The 18,824-nt window shown below is 54.3% G+C and carries 22 protein-coding genes; 12 read left to right on the forward strand and 10 right to left on the reverse strand.

Going from position 1 to position 18,824, the window contains the following annotated elements; all coding sequences use genetic code 11:
* Positions 1–80: 80 nt before the first annotated feature.
* Positions 81–1,133, reverse strand: coding sequence for an outer membrane protein assembly factor BamC (gene bamC / locus JOE25_RS19925; RefSeq protein WP_209638183.1), 1,053 nt, complete (start codon positions 1,131–1,133; stop codon positions 81–83).
* 16 nt (positions 1,134–1,149) lie between these two features.
* Positions 1,150–2,031, reverse strand: a complete 882-nt coding sequence (gene dapA / locus JOE25_RS19930) for a 4-hydroxy-tetrahydrodipicolinate synthase (protein WP_209638185.1) — start codon at positions 2,029–2,031, stop codon at positions 1,150–1,152.
* A 110-nt stretch (positions 2,032–2,141) separates the two neighbouring features.
* On the opposite strand from dapA, the gene JOE25_RS19935 reads away from it, so the two are divergent.
* Both JOE25_RS19935 and bcp read left to right on the forward strand, forming a co-directional pair.
* Positions 2,142–2,747, forward strand: coding sequence for a glycine cleavage system transcriptional repressor (locus JOE25_RS19935; RefSeq protein WP_209638578.1), 606 nt, complete (start codon positions 2,142–2,144; stop codon positions 2,745–2,747).
* A gap of 2 nt (positions 2,748–2,749) precedes the next feature.
* A complete protein-coding gene (bcp, locus tag JOE25_RS19940; RefSeq protein WP_209638187.1) occupies positions 2,750–3,214 on the forward strand; it encodes a thioredoxin-dependent thiol peroxidase in 465 nt (154 codons plus the stop codon).
* Positions 3,215–3,268: 54 nt separating this feature from the next.
* Here the strand turns inward: bcp and JOE25_RS19945 are convergent, their stop codons facing one another.
* Positions 3,269–4,339 carry an AI-2E family transporter gene (locus JOE25_RS19945; protein ID WP_037424464.1) on the reverse strand — a complete coding sequence of 357 codons (1,071 nt, stop codon included), beginning with the start codon at positions 4,337–4,339 and terminating at the stop codon, positions 3,269–3,271.
* Positions 4,340–4,637: 298 nt separating this feature from the next.
* On the opposite strand from JOE25_RS19945, the gene JOE25_RS19950 reads away from it, so the two are divergent.
* Positions 4,638–5,066 carry a TOBE domain-containing protein gene (locus tag JOE25_RS19950; RefSeq protein ID WP_209638189.1) on the forward strand — a complete coding sequence of 143 codons (429 nt, stop codon included), beginning with the start codon at positions 4,638–4,640 and terminating at the stop codon, positions 5,064–5,066.
* A 379-nt stretch (positions 5,067–5,445) separates the two neighbouring features.
* On the opposite strand, the gene JOE25_RS19955 is transcribed toward JOE25_RS19950, so the two are convergent.
* On the reverse strand, positions 5,446–6,063 hold the full coding sequence (locus JOE25_RS19955) for a LysE family translocator (protein WP_209638191.1): 618 nt from the start codon (positions 6,061–6,063) through the stop codon (positions 5,446–5,448).
* A 194-nt stretch (positions 6,064–6,257) separates the two neighbouring features.
* Here JOE25_RS19955 and JOE25_RS19960 point away from each other — a divergent pair, with 194 nt between their 5' ends.
* A complete protein-coding gene (locus tag JOE25_RS19960) occupies positions 6,258–6,713 on the forward strand; it encodes an Lrp/AsnC family transcriptional regulator (RefSeq protein WP_186427281.1) in 456 nt (151 codons plus the stop codon).
* Positions 6,714–6,742: 29 nt separating this feature from the next.
* Positions 6,743–6,949 carry a DUF2767 family protein gene (locus JOE25_RS19965; protein WP_209638192.1) on the forward strand — a complete coding sequence of 69 codons (207 nt, stop codon included), beginning with the start codon at positions 6,743–6,745 and terminating at the stop codon, positions 6,947–6,949.
* Between the two features lie 144 nt (positions 6,950–7,093).
* Here the strand turns inward: JOE25_RS19965 and JOE25_RS19970 are convergent, their stop codons facing one another.
* Both JOE25_RS19970 and JOE25_RS19975 read right to left on the reverse strand, forming a co-directional pair.
* A complete protein-coding gene (locus tag JOE25_RS19970; RefSeq protein ID WP_209638195.1) occupies positions 7,094–8,302 on the reverse strand; it encodes an FAD-dependent oxidoreductase in 1,209 nt (402 codons plus the stop codon).
* A gap of 158 nt (positions 8,303–8,460) precedes the next feature.
* Positions 8,461–9,003, reverse strand: coding sequence for an Rrf2 family transcriptional regulator (locus JOE25_RS19975; protein ID WP_209638197.1), 543 nt, complete (start codon positions 9,001–9,003; stop codon positions 8,461–8,463).
* Between the two features lie 370 nt (positions 9,004–9,373).
* Here JOE25_RS19975 and JOE25_RS19980 point away from each other — a divergent pair, with 370 nt between their 5' ends.
* Positions 9,374–10,843, forward strand: a complete 1,470-nt coding sequence (locus tag JOE25_RS19980; RefSeq protein WP_209638199.1) for a M48 family metallopeptidase — start codon at positions 9,374–9,376, stop codon at positions 10,841–10,843.
* A 20-nt stretch (positions 10,844–10,863) separates the two neighbouring features.
* Complete coding sequence (arsC, locus tag JOE25_RS19985; RefSeq protein WP_209638201.1) at positions 10,864–11,217, forward strand: arsenate reductase (glutaredoxin); 354 nt, start codon at positions 10,864–10,866, stop codon at positions 11,215–11,217.
* Between the two features lie 51 nt (positions 11,218–11,268).
* Here arsC and hda read toward each other — a convergent pair whose 3' ends face one another.
* Positions 11,269–11,970, reverse strand: a complete 702-nt coding sequence (hda, locus tag JOE25_RS19990) for a DnaA inactivator Hda (protein ID WP_037424480.1) — start codon at positions 11,968–11,970, stop codon at positions 11,269–11,271.
* A gap of 228 nt (positions 11,971–12,198) precedes the next feature.
* Between hda and JOE25_RS19995 the strand changes: the two genes are divergently transcribed.
* Positions 12,199–12,708: an E3 ubiquitin--protein ligase gene (locus JOE25_RS19995; protein WP_209638203.1), complete on the forward strand. Its 510-nt coding sequence runs from the start codon at positions 12,199–12,201 to the stop codon at positions 12,706–12,708.
* Positions 12,709–12,737: 29 nt separating this feature from the next.
* Positions 12,738–12,986: a GlsB/YeaQ/YmgE family stress response membrane protein gene (locus JOE25_RS20000; RefSeq protein ID WP_004941647.1), complete on the forward strand. Its 249-nt coding sequence runs from the start codon at positions 12,738–12,740 to the stop codon at positions 12,984–12,986.
* Between the two features lie 49 nt (positions 12,987–13,035).
* Here the strand turns inward: JOE25_RS20000 and uraA are convergent, their stop codons facing one another.
* Positions 13,036–14,328 carry a uracil permease gene (uraA, locus tag JOE25_RS20005; protein WP_209638205.1) on the reverse strand — a complete coding sequence of 431 codons (1,293 nt, stop codon included), beginning with the start codon at positions 14,326–14,328 and terminating at the stop codon, positions 13,036–13,038.
* Between the two features lie 192 nt (positions 14,329–14,520).
* Entirely contained in the window at positions 14,521–15,147 is a 627-nt protein-coding gene (gene upp / locus JOE25_RS20010; RefSeq protein WP_020828072.1) for a uracil phosphoribosyltransferase, read from the reverse strand.
* Positions 15,148–15,402: 255 nt separating this feature from the next.
* Between upp and purM the strand changes: the two genes are divergently transcribed.
* The 3 genes from purM to speG all read left to right on the forward strand — a co-directional run bounded on the left by purM (position 15,403) and on the right by speG (position 17,748).
* Entirely contained in the window at positions 15,403–16,440 is a 1,038-nt protein-coding gene (purM, locus tag JOE25_RS20015) for a phosphoribosylformylglycinamidine cyclo-ligase (RefSeq protein ID WP_209638207.1), read from the forward strand.
* On the forward strand, positions 16,440–17,078 hold the full coding sequence (gene purN, locus JOE25_RS20020) for a phosphoribosylglycinamide formyltransferase (protein ID WP_209638209.1): 639 nt from the start codon (positions 16,440–16,442) through the stop codon (positions 17,076–17,078). Before purM ends, purN begins: the two co-directional genes overlap by 1 nt.
* 115 nt (positions 17,079–17,193) lie before the next feature.
* Positions 17,194–17,748, forward strand: coding sequence for a spermidine N1-acetyltransferase (gene speG, locus JOE25_RS20025; RefSeq protein WP_209638211.1), 555 nt, complete (start codon positions 17,194–17,196; stop codon positions 17,746–17,748).
* 240 nt (positions 17,749–17,988) lie between these two features.
* Here the strand turns inward: speG and pstB are convergent, their stop codons facing one another.
* On the reverse strand, positions 17,989–18,801 hold the full coding sequence (gene pstB / locus JOE25_RS20030) for a phosphate ABC transporter ATP-binding protein PstB (RefSeq protein WP_209638213.1): 813 nt from the start codon (positions 18,799–18,801) through the stop codon (positions 17,989–17,991).
* Between the last annotated feature and the right edge of the window lie 23 nt (positions 18,802–18,824).

An 18,824-nucleotide genomic window follows, 5' to 3' on the forward strand; every position in this document is an offset into this window, starting at 1 on the left:
TGATGGGTATATTGTGCCAAATCTGCGACGCAAACGATACCGTAACCATCAAACAAAAAGGGGCCGAAGCCCCTTTTCCGTTATTTAACGCTGGTTTTACTGAATGCTGCCTGGAATGCCGCAACCAACCCGTCGTTTTGCGACTGGGTCAACGGCTTACCTTTAGGATCGATAAATTGCAGGCTGGTGCGGTTGTTCAAGTCCCCCACCTGCAGTTTGTAATCGCCTTCTTTCAGTTCAGGGTCCTTGGCACCCAACGCATCCCAATCGCTGCCGCTCAGGGATTTGTAGGTCACAGCGACGGTACCCTGCGGACGGCTGCGGTCACCCACTTTCATCCCCAGTTTTTCCAACGCTGCCGGCAGGCGATCCCACACCACAGTGTACGGACCACGCACAACCAACATTGGCAGGCCGGTATCATCTGCCGCGCTCTGCACGTCCAGCGCGCCGAAACGATTAGCAGACTGGCTGCTTGCCAGGTTGTCTTGTTTGTCCAGGCCTTCAACGATGGTATTCATCATCATACCGTTGTAGCGCTGAACTTCAGACGGGTCGGTAACCTGATCGGTTTTGCCCTGCTGCTGCAGACCCACGGTTTTAACCACCAGCGCCTGCTGATAACCCTGCTGCTGCACGCTGATCTGGTAGCGGCCTTCGTACTGGTTGTCTTCATCCAGACGGTTCCACTTCACCCAGTCGGTAGTCAGAGTCTGACCGGCGTCTTGGCGTGAGGCAATCGCGATATTTTTCGCCTGCAGCATGCTGACAACGCGTGACCACAGGTTCTGGTTTTGCGGGCTGTTCTCAAGCAGCAGCGTACCGCTGTCGCCAGCATATTGCGCGCGTGAACCGCTCAGCAATGCCAGAGGCTGTACCGGCGGACGAATATCCAGTTGCTTGCCGATCCCGCCTTTCAGTGTGGTAGCCGGAACATCGTAGTTACCGCTTTGCACCGGCAGGATCATACCCGCGGGGGCGTTCAGTGCCTTCAGCGGTGAAGCGTCAAGATACGCTTCATCGCCGCTGACCTGGCGCTTGTAGCGCTGGTCGCTGCTACAGGCCGCCAACATCATAACCAGCGAGATGCCAACGACTTTTGCTACCCTCGACTTTTGCAATGAATAAACCATCAAATTTCCCTTAGAGTTACAGCAAACCGGCGCTTTTCAGTGCGCGTTCCACTACCGGACGGGCAGCGTCGGTCAACGGCGTCATAGGCAGACGCAGCGTATCGGTTGCCATCAATCCCAATGCCTTGCAGGCCCATTTCACCGGAATTGGGTTTGCTTCTACAAACAAATCCTGATGCAACGGCATCAAGCGCTGATTTAAGCGGCGTGCTTGGGCAAAATCGCCCTGCGCTGCCAGCGCGCAAAGTTGCGCCATTTCACGCGCCGCCACGTTGGCCGTCACGGAAATCACCCCTTTGCCGCCCAGTTGCATGAAATCCAGACCGCTGGCGTCATCGCCGCTCAGCAAAATGAAATCTTCATCATCAACCAGCACTTGGATCTGACTTACACGACTTAAGTTCCCTGTTGCCTCTTTAACAGCAACAATATTCTTAATTTTTGCTAAACGCGCAATCACCGGCGGCAGCATGTCACACCCGGTGCGCGAAGGCACGTTATAGAGGATTTGCGGCAGTGCGGTGCTTTCGGCAATCGCCTTGAAGTGCTGGTACAGCCCTTCCTGAGTCGGCTTGTTGTAGTACGGCGTGACCGTCAGGCAACCCGCGACACCCGTATTTTCGAAACGCTGCGTCAGAGAAATGGCTTCAGCGGTGGCGTTGGCCCCCGTGCCGGCAATCACCGGAATACGGCCTGCGGCCAGCTCCAGCGTCTGCAATACCACGTCGACATGCTCGTCATGGGCAAGCGTTGCGGACTCACCGGTAGTCCCTACGGAAACGATAGCCGCAGTTCCACTGGCTACATGATAATCAATCAATTTTTTTAGGCTCGCGCGATCGACAGCACCTGTGTCATCCATCGGCGTAACCAGTGCAACAATACTTCCCGTAAACATTGGCCGTCCCCTCCACAAACAAGTCACTCATGGTACTTTTGCTGCCTATCCAAAAGCAAGCAAACAACGGTGTTGTAAGCGCTTGGCAGGCGGTTTTTTTTATGTTTACCATGGTAACCCCATTGAGCACGACAGGAAGCTCCATTTTGCCTAAGCCAGATGAACACTATCTCGTAATTACCGCGCTCGGCGCCGATCGCCCCGGAATCGTCAATGCCATCACTCGTCACGTCAGCAGTTGCGGATGCAATATCGAAGATAGCCGTCTGGCCATGTTGGGTGAAGAATTCACGTTCATCATGCTGCTTTCAGGCAGTTGGAACGCCATTACCCTGATCGAGTCCACCCTGCCGCAAAAAGGCGCAGAACTGGACCTGCTCATTGTAATGAAACGGACCAACTCACACGAAAGGCCGCCGATGCCGGCCACCGTATGGGTACAGGTTGAAGTACAGGACTCCCCACACCTCATCGAGCGTTTTACCGATCTGTTCGACTCCAGCCAGATGAACATTGCCGAGTTGGTGTCCCGCACCCAGCCGGCGGAAGGTGGACTGCCGCCGCAGCTGTATATCCAGATCACGGCACACAGTCCCGGCAATCAAGATGCATCAAATATTGAGCAAGCCTTTCATCGCCTATGTACAGAACTGAAAGCACAAGGCAGTATTAGCGTTGTTAACTATCCACAGCATGATGAGAAAGATGGAGAGTAGTTATGAGCCCATTGAAAGCCGGTGACACAGCGCCGAACTTTAGTTTGCCTGACCAGGACGGTGAGGAAATTAACTTAGCCGACTTCCAAGGACAGCGAGTGCTTGTTTATTTTTATCCCAAGGCGATGACGCCAGGCTGTACCGTACAGGCCTGCGGTTTGCGGGATAACATGGATGACTTGAAAAAAGCCGGTGTCGAAGTGCTTGGCATCAGCACGGATAAACCAGAAAAGCTGTCGCGTTTTGCCGAGAAAGAGTTGTTAAACTTCACCTTGTTATCCGATGAGGATCACCAGGTAGCAGAGCAGTTCGGCGTTTGGGGCGAGAAAACCTTTATGGGGAAAACCTATGATGGCATTCACCGCATCAGCTTCTTGCTCGACGCCAAGGGTAAGGTTGAAAAAGTGTTTGATGATTTCAAGACCACCAATCATCACGACATTGTTCTGAGCTACCTGCAGCAATAATTCTCACGAAGCGCAGCGGCCTGCTGCGCTTCGTTATTTCCCTTCCCGCTTATTCTATTCTTGTTCCGTTTCTACACGCAATTCGTCCGGCCAGGCGTGAATGACGGCCTTCACCAACGTCGCCAACGGGATAGCGAAGAACACACCCCAAAAGCCCCACAACCCACCGAAAATGATCACCGACAGAATGATCACTAACGGGTGCAGATTGACCGCCTCGGAGAACAGAATTGGCACCAACAGGTTACCGTCCAGCCCCTGCACCACAAGATAAGCGACGATCAGCGTCCAGAAATCAGCGCCGATGCCCCATTGGAACATGGCCACCACCACCACGGGAATGGTCACCAGCACTGCGCCGATATAGGGGATCAGGACAGAGAACCCCACTAATACCGCCAGCAGCAGCGAATAGCGCATGTCCAAAATCACGAACACCAGGTAAGTCGCGACGCCGACAATCACCATCTCCAGCACTTTGCCGCGAATATAATTGGTGATCTGCTGATTCATTTCGAGCCACACCTGCCCGGCCAGCCCGCGATTGCGCGGTAAGACACGCCGCACGGCGTTGAGCATCTGCTCTTTGTCCTTCAGCAGGAAGAACATCATCATCGGTACCAGGATCAGGTAAATTGCCAGCGTAAGCAGCCCCACCAGCGAAGCCAGCGAGAATTTCACGACAGACTCGCCCATACCCGACAGCCGTCCGCGCAGGTTCTCCGCCATCATATCGATGATGCCGGCATCCACCAGCGCCGGATAACGCTTCGGCAACGTCGCGGCAAAGTTATAGAACTGATTGAGCATCCCCGGCAAATCCGTCATCAGGTTGATCCCCTGCTGCCAGGCCGTGGGGGCGACGACAAACACCAACAGCATCGCGATACCGGCAAACATGATCATGACCATGCTCGCCGCCCAGTTACGCGAACACCCAATGCGCTGAAGCCGCGCGGTCGGCCACTCCAACAAATAGGCCAACACAATGGCCACCAACAGCGGGGTCAAAATGCCATGCAAAAAATAGAGAATGAGGAACCCGGCGACCAGGATCACCAACAGCGCAATGGCTTGTGGATCGGTAAAGCGGCGACGGTACCATTGTAATAACATCTCCAGCATCAGAGAGTGCTCCTAGAGGTTTGACTGGCAGGCATTGCGGTTCCTGTGGTGGGGATTTTCTCAATCTATCGACAAACCCCAGCATAAAATGGGGGTTCAAGCGTATGGTTGTACCATGCCGGCCATTTACCATCCAGCATGACCTGCTTTCTTCTGCAAACAGGTATCTGGGCATTCGTGATGACCCGCCCCAATGAAACGTCCCGTAGTTCACACAATGTCCCACAGGCATTGGTAAAGAAGATGGAAAATAGCCATTCTGTATGGCAACCCCATTATGTCTGATCCAGGAGAATTTATGTCAGTATCTGCTCGTAACCAGTTATCCGGAATCGTATCCGCAGTTGCCAAAGGCGCCGTCAACGATGAAGTGGAAATCACCCTGCCGGGCGGGGAGAAGCTGGTCGCCATTGTGACTGTCCAAAGCCAGCAATCTCTTGGCCTGGTGACAGGTAAGGAAGCGGTGGCGCTGATCAAGGCGCCTTGGGTCATTTTAGCGTCAGAGGATTGCGGGCTGCGTTTTTCAGCGCGCAATCAATTTGCCGGTACCGTCAACGCCCTAGAACAAGGCGCCGTCAACAGTACGGTGCACATCAAAACTGACGCGGGTTTCACGCTGACATCGGTAATCACCAATGAAAGTCTGCAGGACATGGCGTTGGAAAACGGCTCACGGTTAATCGCGTTGATCAAAGCCTCTTCCGTGCTGCTTGCTGTCAAAGCATAACCGTAGACACCCGTTCAAGCCCGCTAGTACTCAGCCAGGCCTGACGGGCATTTTTCATTCAGTATCGGTAAGCTCAGTGCACGTAGAATTGCCATCAATACCCTACCTTTCTCTGTAGCTACAATGAATGGCAATTGGCTACCACCGGGCAACCCACCCCCTCAGCGTGACGTTAGCTGATGAAAGACAGTGAACATGATGAGATGAGCACGCGGTTGGGCGCCCGTCGAACGTAAGCACAACGCATAGGCGAAACCGCCATGGACGGCGTTTTCAGGCAAGACAGGCAGGGACGCCTGTCGTAGCCTGCCGTGATGAAGTGAGAGCCGTTGGCGCAGCCAACCGTCTGAGTGGATTTGTTGATGACGGCACCTTCGCATTATTTCAACGCCTGCTCGGCGAACAGCCCAATAGCGATGAGTACCATGGCAGCGCCAGAAAAACGGCTGACAACCCGCGCGGCCTGCGGACGCGCCTGCAATATCGATTGCGAGCCAAAACCCACCAGCAAATAAACTAACCCACAACTGACCAAGTGCAACAAACCCAGCGCGAGGATCTGCATGGGAATTGACCATACGGCATGGGGATCGGTGAACTGCGGCAGCAGAGCCAGAAATAGCAGAAAAACCTTGGGGTTCATGCCACTCACGCAAACCCCTTTACCCGCCCAACGCACCCATGAACCCGAACTTTGTTTCTCACCGCTGCCGGGCACAGACGGGTGAACCAGCATATTAACGCCAATCCACAGCAGGTAAGCCGCCCCCAGGATAGTGAGCCCCGTCAGAATGAGCGGGTTGCCGGCAACCAGCACACCCACGCCCGCCGCCACAATCAAAATGGCCAGCAAGTGTCCAAACAGCAATCCCGCCACGGCAGGCACCACCACCCGGCCACGTATTCCTGCCGATATGACATAGGCCCAGTCCACGCCCGGCGTGATAACAAACAAAATCGAGACGGCCCAAAATGCAGCGAAAATGGCAAGCGTCATGGTTGCGCGCTCCCTTGTCCAGGTTGCCCTGTCATGCGTATTTTCACCTGTTCTTCCTCATTCTGCGGACGTACGCATCACGTAAAAATCGCTCAGTCCGGGCCGTTTAATTATTGGAAAGAATATCTGCAAGGCGTTAAAATGTGTTGCCAATTACTTGCTTGAAAATGGTTAATTTGGGGAGATTTTTCCAAATGGATAAGATAGATCGCAAGATTCTTGCTGAACTACAGGCGGATGGGCGTCAATCTGTTACGGAGCTGGCAGAACGGATCGGGCTTAGCGTTTCCCCCTGCCATCGCCGGGTACGCGCACTGGAAGAGTCTGGCGTGATCCGCGGCTACCGCGCTCAACTTGATCCGGGCAGCCTGGGTTTTAACTTTTCCGCGCTGGTTTTCGTCACCATGCGGGAAGGTGACCGCCATGCTGTCGCGGCCTTTGAGGACGCAATGGTAGATATCCCTCAGGTGGTACAGGCACAAAGGCTGTTCGGTGATCCTGACTACCTGCTGCATGTTATTTCCCGAGATCTGCCGGCTTTTCAGCAGTTATATGACGAAAAACTTTCCGCCCTGCCCGGCGTTCAACGCCTCAGTTCTACTTTGGTGATGAAAACCGTCGTGCCTGAGCGCTCTTTTCTGCCGTTGTAGATTTACATCAAAATTAAGAGGAAACAGTTATGAGCAGTGGTTTTGAAGACTCCAAAGCCTTGTACATCGGCATTTGTACCGTGGTCGGCGATGCCTTCCTGGCGTTAGCCAATCAAGAACATGAAACCCAAAAAGCGGACGTGATTAATGAGCTAAAAATAGCCATTACCCGGGAAGGCCGTGATGTCAGTCTGGATGAAGCGCGAGAATTGGCGGTTGAGTGGCTGGAGCGATAGCTCGCCGTACGTTGTGACGAGGCACGTTTAACAACCGCGTAGTCTGCATTACCAGGGCAACTGTTTCACTGCAGGCAGGCCTCTATCGGCTCACCCGGTCACCCTGGTCATAAAAAAGGGGAGCATTTCGCCCCCACAGGCAATTTAAGGCACAATCACAAAGTCCGGATTGGCAATGGCAAACAACGCATCGCGATCCAATGCCGGCGGATAGATCCACTGGGTGTTGATTTCCTGTTTGATCTTTTTGCCCTCTTCACGCGTGAAGCGTACCTGACGGTCCCAGCCTTCGGTGTAGAGTGCGCCCCAAGGGCCAAGATCGAGGCAGGTCACGTACTTTGGTTGGCTATAAGGGTGTGCAAGTAACCCCACCAACTCCGCAGCGGCATTGTGCCCGGCAACACGGCCCAGGCTCATCGCATGCTGGCAGGTCATAAGGTTATGATTGCCCAGTTCGTCGGTCGCTGCCTTGACGGTGTCCCCGGTAACAAAAACCCCCTCAACAGCAGGAGCATGCAGGAATGCATCGCCGAGAATACGCCCGGCACTGTCTCGTTCTCCTGGGATTTGTGCAACCAATGGGTGCGCCCGTACGCCAGCGGCCAATATCACCGTGTTGGTTGCGATGCGCTCACCGGTCGACAGCGTTACGCTGCCTGCATCGATCGCCGTAACACGGGTTCCTGCCCGCGGCTCAACGCCACATTCGTCCAAGGCTTGTCGGATCACGCGGGCGGGTTCAGCCCCCATTCCAGCACCCACTTCTTCCGCGGTATCAACAATCACGACGCGGATATTGGCTTCATTGCCCAGAATGGCACGCAGGCGCATCGGCATTTCTGCTGCGCTTTCCAGCCCGGTGAGCCCCCCCCCCACCACCACCACGGTGTTACGCGCCGGGGTTTCCGGTTGTTCTTTCAACGCCTTTAAATGGGCGTCCAACCGCTGCGCGCTTTCCAGCGTATCGACATTGAATCCATACTCGGCAAAACCGGCAACCGGGGGAATAAACAACTGGCTCCCGGTCGCCAGCACCAAACGATCATAAACCAGTGGGTGTTTGTGTCCTTCAGCACTCACTACCTGCAATGTTCTGTTTTCGCTGTCGATATGCTCAACCAACCCGGCAAAATGGCGGACGCCAATTGCCGCAAGCTGCGCCGAGATGTCCGGACTCATATTTTCCAACACCGCTTCATACAATCTCGGGCGGATGGTGAGATTCGGGGTCGGCGAAACCATCGTCACTTCGACAGCCCCTTCTTTACCCGCAAGCGACACCGCCCGCATGGCGGAAACGGCGGCCCAAAATCCAGCGAAACCAGAACCGGCGATCACTATTTTCTGCGTCATGGAATGACTCCTTCATACACGTTTATCGGGTTGTTGAATCGCCCGAATTATTTTCCAGGCGAGTTGGGCCGTTCCGCCGCCTGTCAAAAGGGTGCAGAAGGGCTACCGCCTGTGGCACACAGGCGGGGAAAAAAAGAAGTAGAGGAAATACTGAGACGTTATTGAGGCTTTGCGCGGGCGGGCTTGCCGCTACGCGTCGTGCGTTCACTCATGCGTTCGTCAATCCAGATGTCGATCTCGCCAAAGAACCCCTCTGGTGCCTTGCGCCCGAAGCGAGCGGCAACGGCCCCCAACGTTTGCACTGCCAGCGCATCACGCATGGCCTTTTCGGCCTGCAGCATCACCGCATGGATGGCACACTTGCCGGAAACCGCCCAGTCTGGCGGGCTGTCGTCAAACACCGCACAACGGCCACGCACCTCCTGGCAGTCAAACAGCGGCTTGTGCCCTTCAATCGCGTCAATGATCTCCAGAAAAGTGATGTCATCCGCAGGACGAGCCAGTCGATAACCGCCGCGCACGCCTTCACTTGCGGCGACAATCCCTGCCTTCTCCAGCTTAGGGAAGATTTTGGCGAGAAAACTGGGTGAAATCCCCTGCAGTTCGGCAAGATCGCGGCTGCTGAGTGCGCGCTGATTTTCACCGACCAGCCAAAGTAAACAATGGATGCCGTATTCAACGCTGGTAGTTATGTATGCCATGTGGGTTTGAGCTGCACGTATGAATTCAATAACGCAGACTATATTAGTCCACGTTTTTCTTGTCAATTAAAACACGGACAAAGTTAGTCTTTGTTTTTATCGAGCCGACAGAACGACGCAAGTTCAAGATCACACCAGAGAGATTCAGAAATGAAAAATAAAGCATTTCTGTTCGATTATTGCCGTACAGACGTTTCCTTGTCGCTTTCGGCTGACTATGATGTTATCTGCCAACAGGCCGCCATAACCCAGGCATTTTTGTGAGCTAACCCGCTTTCGTGCTGATTGTTCTGGTAAGCCCGGTAGGTAAGAAGAACTCTTAGGTAATGCTGACGTCTTAGAAATGACTCTTTAAGGGAAAGGCCTGACTATGACCACCCGGTTGACCAAAACAGCGATTGCAGTACTGTTGCTTGGCACACTCAACGCCACAGCGATGGCGCCGGTGCAGGCGGAAACCCAGGATCAACTGCCGGATATGGGCACTTCTGCGGGCGGTACCCTGAGCATTGGCCAAGAAATGGCGATGGGTGATTTTTACGTTCGTCAGCTTCGTGCCAGCGCACCGCTGATCAACGACCCACTGCTGACCCAATACATCAACCAGTTGGGCAACCGACTGGTGGGGAGCGCCTATTCAGTGCGTACGCCCTTCCATTTCTATCTGGTACGCAACGACGAAATCAACGCCTTCGCCTTCTTTGGCGGCAACGTGGTGTTGCACTCTGCCCTGTTCCGCGAAACCGATAACGAAAGCCAGTTGGCGTCAGTCTTGGCGCATGAAATCTCACACGTCACCCAGCGTCACCTGGCGCGAGCCATGGAAGATCAACAACGCAACGCCCCGCTGACATGGGTCGGTGCGCTTGGCTCTATCTTGCTGGCCATGGCCAACCCGACCATGGGGATGGCGGCGCTGAGCGGCACCTTGGCCGGCACGCAGCAAGGTATGATCAGCTTTACCCAATCAAATGAGCAAGAAGCTGACCGCATCGGCATTCAGGTGCTGCAACGTGCCGGTTTTGATCCGGAAGCCATGCCCGACTTCCTGCAAAAACTGTCTGACCAGTCGCGTTACGCCTCAAAACCACCGGAAATGCTGCTGACTCACCCCTTGCCCGACAGCCGCCTGTCTGACGCGCGCAACCGTGCCAACCAAATGCCTAAGCACCTGGTACAGTCCACGCAGGACTACCTGATGGCCAAGGTCCGTTCACTGGGCATGTACAGTTCAGAGGGTTATGGCCTGCGCGAAGAGTTGCTCGATACTTACAGCAAAGGCAACGTGCGCGAACAGATGGCCGCCAAATATGGCCGCGCTATCCTGTTTTATGAGGCGAAAAAGTATGATGATGCCCGTAACATTATTCAGCCACTGCTGGCACAAGACCCGAAAAACGTCTGGCTGCTCGATCTGATGACCGACATTGATCTTGGGCAGAAGCGTGCGCCACAGGCCATTGCGCGCCTGCAAGCCGCCAATGCTGCCCAGAGCAATAACCCGGTGCTGCAGCTCAACCTGGCGAACGCCTATGTTGAAGGCAACCAACCGGCACAGGCGTCAAAAATTCTTAACCGCTATACCTTCGCCCACCCGGACGATCCCAATGCCTGGGATCTGCTTGCTCAGGCCAGCGCCGCACAAGGTCTGCGCGATGAAGAGCTTTCTGCCCGCGCCGAAAGCCTGGCGCTGACCGGCCGTCTCGATCAGGCCATCGGCCTGCTCAGCAACGCCAGTTCGCTGCAAAAACTCGGCAGCCTGAAACAGGCGCGTTATGATGCGCGCATCGACCAATTGCGCCAGTTGCAAGAGCGTTTCCGCCAGTACCAGCGCAGCTGATTTTGAAAAGGATGAGTTCAATGAAAAACGTCACGATTTACCACAATCCACGCTGCTCTAAGAGCCGTGAAACCCTGGCACTGCTGGAACAACAGGGCATAACGCCTGACGTGGTACTGTATTTGGAGACACCGCCATCGGTAGCCCAGCTAAAAAAACTGCTGAAAGAGCTGGGTTTCACCTCGGCACGCGAGCTGATGCGTAAAAAAGAAGAGTTGTACAAGGAATTGAAGCTGGCAGATGAAAGCCTGAGCGAAGACCAGCTGTTAGCCGCTATGGTAGCGAACCCAAAGCTGATCGAACGTCCTATCGTGGTCAAGGGCAGTAAAGCGCGTATCGGCCGGCCACCGGAGCACGTGCTGGACATTCTCTAAGCAGGATAATGGGCACTGACGTGTGGTGCCCTATTTAGCCCCATTGACCGGTTAGAGCCCCAGGATCTCTTTCACAAACGGGATGGTCAACTTACGCTGTGCGGTGATCGACGCGTGATCGAGCTGATCCAATGTCATAAACAGTGTCCGCATTTCGCGATCCAACCGTTTCAGCAGAAAACGGCCGACGTCCTCCGGCAGTTCAAAACCGCGCAGTTTGCCACGCAATTGCAGAGCCAGCAGTTTCTCTTCATCCGACAGCGGCTGTAACTTGTAGATCTGACCCCAGTCCAACCGTGAAGCCAAATCAGGCAGATGGAGATTCAATTGCCGTGGCGGGCGATCGCCCGTGATAAACAGACGCGTGCGTCCGGTTTCCAGAATGCGGTTATAGAGGTTGAAGATGGCCATTTCCCACTCTTCATCGCCCGCGATACATTCGATATTATCGATGCACACCAAAGCCAGCTGCTCCATGCCGTCCAAGACTTCTGGCACGAAATAAGCTCGCTTATCCAGCGGCACATAACCCACGGCTTCGCCGCGTTGTGAAAGCTCCGCACAGGCTGCATGTAACAGGTGGCTACGCCCACCACCCTCGCGTGACCAGAAATAGATATAGCTGCCATGTTCCTGACGAACGGCGGACTGGATCGCGGCTAATAGGGATGGGTTCTCCCCCGGATAAAAACTGGCAAAAGTTTCATCATCGGGAAGATAAAGTGGCAGTGAAAGCTGTGCCGGCGTATTCAGAAAAGCACCTCAACCAAAACTGGCAGGAAAACGCGGTAAGTCTACCACAGAAAACAGGCTCTGTTGAATCGGCAGGATTTTATGCCGTAATAGTGAACAACGGCTCCGATAAAGCCCCGCGGACAGCTCGCCTGGCCAGGCAGAATTTGTACTTTATCCAAGAGTTATCCTAGTATAGTGGGGCAAAATGCAATCGCCGTTAATAAGATTTCTACAAGGATATGGACAATGAAAGTATGGAATAAAGTGCTTTTGGCCTCAATCATTGGGCTATTGCTTGCCGGCTGTGATGATTCATCCAAAGTCGACGCCAATCTTGAAAAAGCCAAAGACAGCGCAGAGCAGATGAAAGACGCCGCACAGAAAAAAGCGGACGATCTGACCGATAAGGCCGCTGCGGTGGCCAAGGACATCAAGAAAGAGGCCGCCACGCAAGCCGATCAGCTTAAAGACAAGGCCTCTGCGATTAAAGATGATGCCGCCAAGCAGGCAGATGCCATCACCAACGATGCGAAAGCCAAGGCTGACGCACTCAAGGAAGATGCCAGCAAACAAAGCCAGCAGTTGGTCGATCAGGCTAAAACCATCAAGAACGATGCCATTAATGGTGCCAACGATTTGACCGAGCAGGCCAAAGCGAAAACCGAAGCCATTAAAAACAGCGCTGAAAATAAAGCTGAAGAATTAAAAGGTGATGTCGACTCTGCGGAAAAAACGCAGCCGGCTACCCAGCAATAACGCCTGATATCACAAAGAAGGAGCGGTAAATGGGGATTATTTCCTGGATTATCTTCGGCCTCATCGCTGGCATTTTAGCCAAGTGGATTATGCCGGGCAAAGACGGCGGCGGTTTTATTCTGACCGTCGTATTGGGGATCGTCGGCGCTGTGGTGGGGGGCTATATCAGCACCTTCTTCGGCTACGGCAAGGTTGACGGTTTTAACTTCGGCAGCTTCGTGGTCGCCGTCATTGGCGCCATCGTCGTGCTGTTTGTTTACCGCAAAATCCGCAGCTAATGTCTTGCGTATTAACAAAACGGGCAGCCTATTGGCTGCCCGTTTTCTATTATGGCTTCCGTTCAGCCAGCTCGTCCGGCGCGTCGATCACGTCCTCTTCCTTACGGTACAGGCTGATGACCTTGAACAACAAGCTGAGACCAATGCCGACAATGGTCGCCAGCGCCATGCCTTTCAACTCAGCGGCACCAATATGCACCTTGGCACCGCTGACGCCGATGATCAGAATCACCGAGGTCAGGATCAGGTTCTGCGCCTTGTTGTAATCCACTTTGGATTCAATCAGCACACGAATACCCGATGCACCAATCACGCCGTACAGCAGCAGGGAAACCCCACCCATCACCGGCACAGGTACAGCCTGAATGGCTGCCGCCAACTTGCCGACGCAGGACAGCAAAATGGCCAGAACCGCCGCACCGCCGATCACCCAGGTGCTATAAACCTTGGTGATGGCCATCACGCCAATATTCTCACCGTAGGTGGTGTTTGGCGTTGAACCGAAGAAGCCGGAGATTACCGTCGAGATGCCATTGGCAAACATTGAACGGTGCAGGCCAGGATCGCGGATCAAATCTTTCTTCACGATATTGGCCGTCACAACCAAGTGGCCAACGTGCTCAGCAATCACCACCAACGCCGCCGGCAGGATGGTAAAGATAGCAAACCACTCAAAACGCGGCGTATAGAACGTGGGCAGTGCGAACCAATGCGCCTCTCGGATCGGAGTCAAATCGACCACGCCCATGAAGAACGACAGCGCATACCCGACCAGCACGCCAATCAGGATGGGGATAATCGCCAGAAAACCGCGGAACAGCACGGACCCCAGGATTGTCACGCCAAGCGTCACCAAAGAAATGGTTATCGTGGTCGTGTCTGCGCTGACGCCATCGGCCGGCAGCAAACCTGCCATATTGGCCGCCACACCCGCCAGCTCCAACCCGATGACGGCAACAATCGCCCCCATCGCCGCTGGCGGGAAAATGACATCCAGCCAGCCGGTCCCGGCTTTTTTAACGATCAGCGCCACCAGGCAAAACAACACCCCGCACATGATGAAACCGCCCAGTGCGACCTCGTAGCCTAGCGGCAACAGCAGCAACACGGGGGAAATAAACGCGAAGCTGGAACCGAGATACGCCGGGATCTTGCCCTTACAGATAAACAGATACAGCAGCGTGCCGACGCCGTTAAACAACAGCACCGTCGCCGGGTTGATTTTGAACAGGATCGGCACCAACACGGTCGCACCAAACATGGCGAACAGATGTTGGAAACTGAGCGGAATAGTTTGCAGTAGCGGCGGGCGTTCGCTTACGCCTATCACACGACGGGTCATGGATGTTTTTCCTCTGCTATCCCCGTCATATTTGCCGCTGCCTCTGCGTTGGCTACGCTCAATCACCCGAATCACTTACCTAAGTAAGCTCATCGGGATTCTGTCGCTTGCCGCCTTGATGCAACATCAATTATTTGGGGGGTAGATATATTTTATGCAAAAAAAACCGACTGATTAAAGTCGGCTTATTTTTTATTTAGTACCAAATATCTTGTCGCCCGCATCACCCAGGCCCGGCACGATGTACCCCTTCTCGTTCAGGCACTGATCGATGGAGGCCGTGTACAGCTCAACATCCGGGTGCGCTTTCTCCAGCGCGGCAATACCTTCAGGTGCAGCAACCAATACCAGCACCTTGATGCTGTTGCAGCCGGCTTTCTTCAGCAGATCGATAGTCGCGATCATCGAACCACCGGTCGCCAGCATAGGGTCGACAACCAGCGCCAAACGCTCTTCAATATTGGAAACCAGCTTTTGGAAATACGGTACCGGCTCCAGCGTTTCCTCGTCACGGTAAACACCCACCACGCTGATACGCGCACTTGGGACGTTTTCCAACACCCCTTCCATCATACCCAGACCGGCACGCAGGATAGGCACAACGGTAATTTTTTTCCCTTTAATCTGATCTATTTCAACCGGGCCACACCAGCCATCGATGGTCACCTTCTCCGTTTCCAGATCGGCGGTTGCTTCATAGGTCAGCAAACTACCGACTTCCGAAGCCAACTCACGGAAGCGTTTGGTGCTGATGTCATTTTCACGCATCAGGCCAAGCTTGTGTTTCACCAGCGGGTGTTTCACCTCAACGATCTTCATCATTTTTCTCCTATTAAGGTGGTTGACGGCCAAAAAAATCGCCGGATTATACCTCCTTTTGCCGACAGCGCCACCCACAATAGCCCGATCGGGATCAACAAAAGATTGAATAACAGTATAGATGACGAAAAAGCAGAGCTGCCTCACAAGCCACTCGCAAACGTTTGCCTGCGCTGTTAGAATTGCCGCGCCTTATTCCGGAATCAAAGCCGGAAGCACAGTTTTCAAATCGCAAACCGTCGTGGGGATCGCGCAGTGACCGACAAAACCTCTCTCAGCTATAAAGACGCAGGTGTCGATATCGATGCTGGCAATGCATTGGTAGACCGCATCAAAGGTGTAGTTAAACAGACCCGCCGCCCGGAAGTCATGGGTGGACTGGGCGGTTTTGGCGCCCTGTGTGCGTTGCCGCAGAAATACCGCGAGCCAATACTGGTTTCCGGTACCGACGGCGTAGGCACCAAGCTGCGTCTGGCGATGGACCTGAAACGACACGACACCATCGGCATCGATCTGGTCGCAATGTGTGTGAACGACCTGGTAGTACAGGGCGCCGAGCCGCTGTTCTTCCTGGATTATTTTGCCACCGGTAAACTGGACGTGGACACCGCGGCCAGCGTGATCACCGGCATCGCCGAAGGCTGTAAGCAGTCTGGCTGTGCGCTGGTGGGGGGTGAAACCGCCGAAATGCCGGGTATGTACCACGGTGAAGATTACGACGTGGCCGGCTTCTGCGTTGGCGTAGTCGAAAAATCCGAGATCATCGACGGCAGCAAAGTGCAGTCCGGCGATGCCTTGATCGCCCTGGGCGCTTCCGGCCCGCACTCCAATGGCTACTCGCTGGTGCGCAAAATCCTGGAAGTCAGCAACACCGACCCAAGCACCACAGATCTGGACGGCAAACCGCTGGCTGACCATCTGCTGGCACCGACCAAGATTTATGTGAAATCCGTGCTGGAACTGGTCGAGAAAATCGACGTGCACGCTATCGCCCACCTGACCGGCGGCGGTTTCTGGGAAAACATCCCACGCGTGCTGCCAGAAGGCATGCAGGCCGTGATCGACGAATCCAGCTGGCAATGGCCGGCAGTATTTAACTGGTTGCAGCAAACCGGCAATGTCAGCCGTCACGAAATGTACCGCACCTTTAACTGTGGCGTGGGTATGGTGATTGCACTGCCAGAAGCGTCCGTTGAATCTGCTATCGCTTTGTTGACCGCAGCCGGTGAAAAAGCCTGGAAGATAGGTACACTGACCGCTTCTTCTGACGAACAACAAGTGGTCATCAACTGATGAAAAAGATCGTGGTGTTGGTCTCTGGCCAGGGGAGCAATCTCCAGGTACTGATTGACGCCTGCCAACAGGGCCGGATTGCCGCCGACATCGTGGCGGTATTCAGCAATCGGGCGCAGGCTTACGGCCTGCAACGTGCAGAGGCGGCAGGTATTGCCGCCCATGCGCTGGATGCCAAAGCCTTTGCCGACCGTGCAGCGTTCGACGCCGCATTGGCAGAGGCTATCGACCAATACCAGCCCGATCTGGTGGTGCTGGCCGGTTATATGCGCATCCTCAGCCCAGAGTTCGTGCAGCACTATGCCGGGCGTATGCTGAACATCCACCCTTCTCTGCTGCCTAAATACCCGGGATTGCATACCCACCGGCAAGCCATCGATAACGGTGACAGCGAACACGGCACCTCAGTGCATTTCGTGACCGAACAGCTCGACGGCGGCCCGGTAATCCTGCAAGCCAAAGTGCCCATCTTCCCCGGTGACGAGGAAGATGAGGTGGTTGAGCGGGTGCAAGCTCAGGAACACACTATTTATCCGCTGGTGGTAAATTGGTTTGTTGAGGGCCGCTTGGCAATGCGCGATAACGCCGCTTGGCTGGATGGCGAACGCCTGCCTGAACAGGGCCATGCCGCCGATTAAAACGGCGCAGTCTGAACATTGCCTAAACGGTGCCCATGCGGCACCGTTTTTTTTTCGCCGGCATTCATTCTCTGACGTTATACTTTGCACAATTTCACGACATAGAGGAACCCCCATGTCCAGCACTACCAACGTCAAACTACGCCCACTGGAACGGGATGATTTGGCGTTCGTCCACCAGATGGACAACAATGCCAGCGTGATGCGCTATTGGTTTGAAGAACCTTACGAAGCCTTTGTCGAGCTTTCCGATCTCTACGACAAACACATCCACGATCAGAGCGAACGCCGCTTTATCATCGCCCACGAAGGCGCCAAGGTCGGGCTGGTGGAACTGGTGGAGATCGATCACATCCACCGCCGCGCGGAATTCCAGATCATTATTGATCCGACTCATCAGGGCAAAGGCTACGCTACGATCGCCGCCAAGCTGGCGATGGAGTACGGTTTCTCGGTGCTGAACCTGTACAAGCTGTACCTGATCGTCGACAAAGAAAACCCGAAGGCGATCCACATCTACAGTAAGCTGGGCTTTGAAGTCGAAGGCGAGCTGATTGACGAATTCTTCGTTAACGGCGAATACCGGACCGTGCTGCGCATGTGCATCTTCCAGCCGCAGTACCTGGCAAAGTTCAAAACACCCGCCAGCGATAAACCTCTGGTGAAGTGAGAGCCGTTGGCGTAGCCAACCGTCTGAGTGGGCAAAGGCGCGGGATTGCAAGGGACCCCGCCCTGGGTCCCTTGCTCGGTCGAGGCGCATAAGCCTCATGGTGCTTTGTGCGTTTATCGACCGAAAAGAACATTGAACTCGCTAAAAAAACACCTTAAGTGACCAGCATTACGTGAAAGCGGTTTTTTTAGATAATGGCGTATAGATTCTATTTCACTGTCAGAGAGGAATGATACGCCCTCAACCATAACGCCCAGTAATATAATCCTCGGTACGCCGCTGACGCGGTGAGGTGAAGATGTCGTCGGTGTCGTTATATTCCACCAGCCTGCCCTGATGAATAAACGCCGTATAGTCGGATACCCGTGCCGCCTGCTGCATGTTGTGTGTCACCAACACCACGCTGTACTGCTGTTTCAGCGCGGAAATCAGCTCTTCGATTGTCAGGGTCGAGATCGGATCCAGCGCCGACGTGGGCTCATCGAGCAGCAACACCTCAGGTTCAATCGCTATCGCGCGTGCAATCACCAATCTCTGCTGCTGGCCGCTAGAAAGACGAAATGCGTTCTCACGCAGTCGGTCTTTCACCTCATGCCACAGCGCCGCTGCACGCAACGAACGCTCAACCGCCTCATCCAGGATCCGTCGGTCACGCACACCTTGCAGACGCAAGCCGTAAACCACATTTTCATAAATCGACTTCGGGAACGGGTTCGGCCGCTGAAACACCATACCCACTCGGCGTCTTAACGCCGCAACGTCGATTTGCGATCCATAAATACCCTGGCCATTAAGCTGCACGTCGCCCTCAATGCGGCAATTATCCACCAAATCATTCATACGATTGAAGCAGCGTAACAGCGTTGATTTACCGCAACCCGACGGGCCAATCAGCGCCGTCACCCGGTGTTTGGGAATACGCAGAGAAATATCATGCAGCACCTGCTTTTCACCATAAAACAGGTTGAGATCCTTTACCGCCAACGCGGTATGTTCATCATCAAGATGCTGGACATCCAGCCGGGGCAAACTGCCTGGCGTCATCAAACCCATTACGCACTCCCCAAGAATAACGT

The sequence above is a fragment of the Serratia sp. PL17 genome (genome assembly GCF_017832355.1).
Lineage (GTDB): Bacteria > Pseudomonadota > Gammaproteobacteria > Enterobacterales > Enterobacteriaceae > Serratia.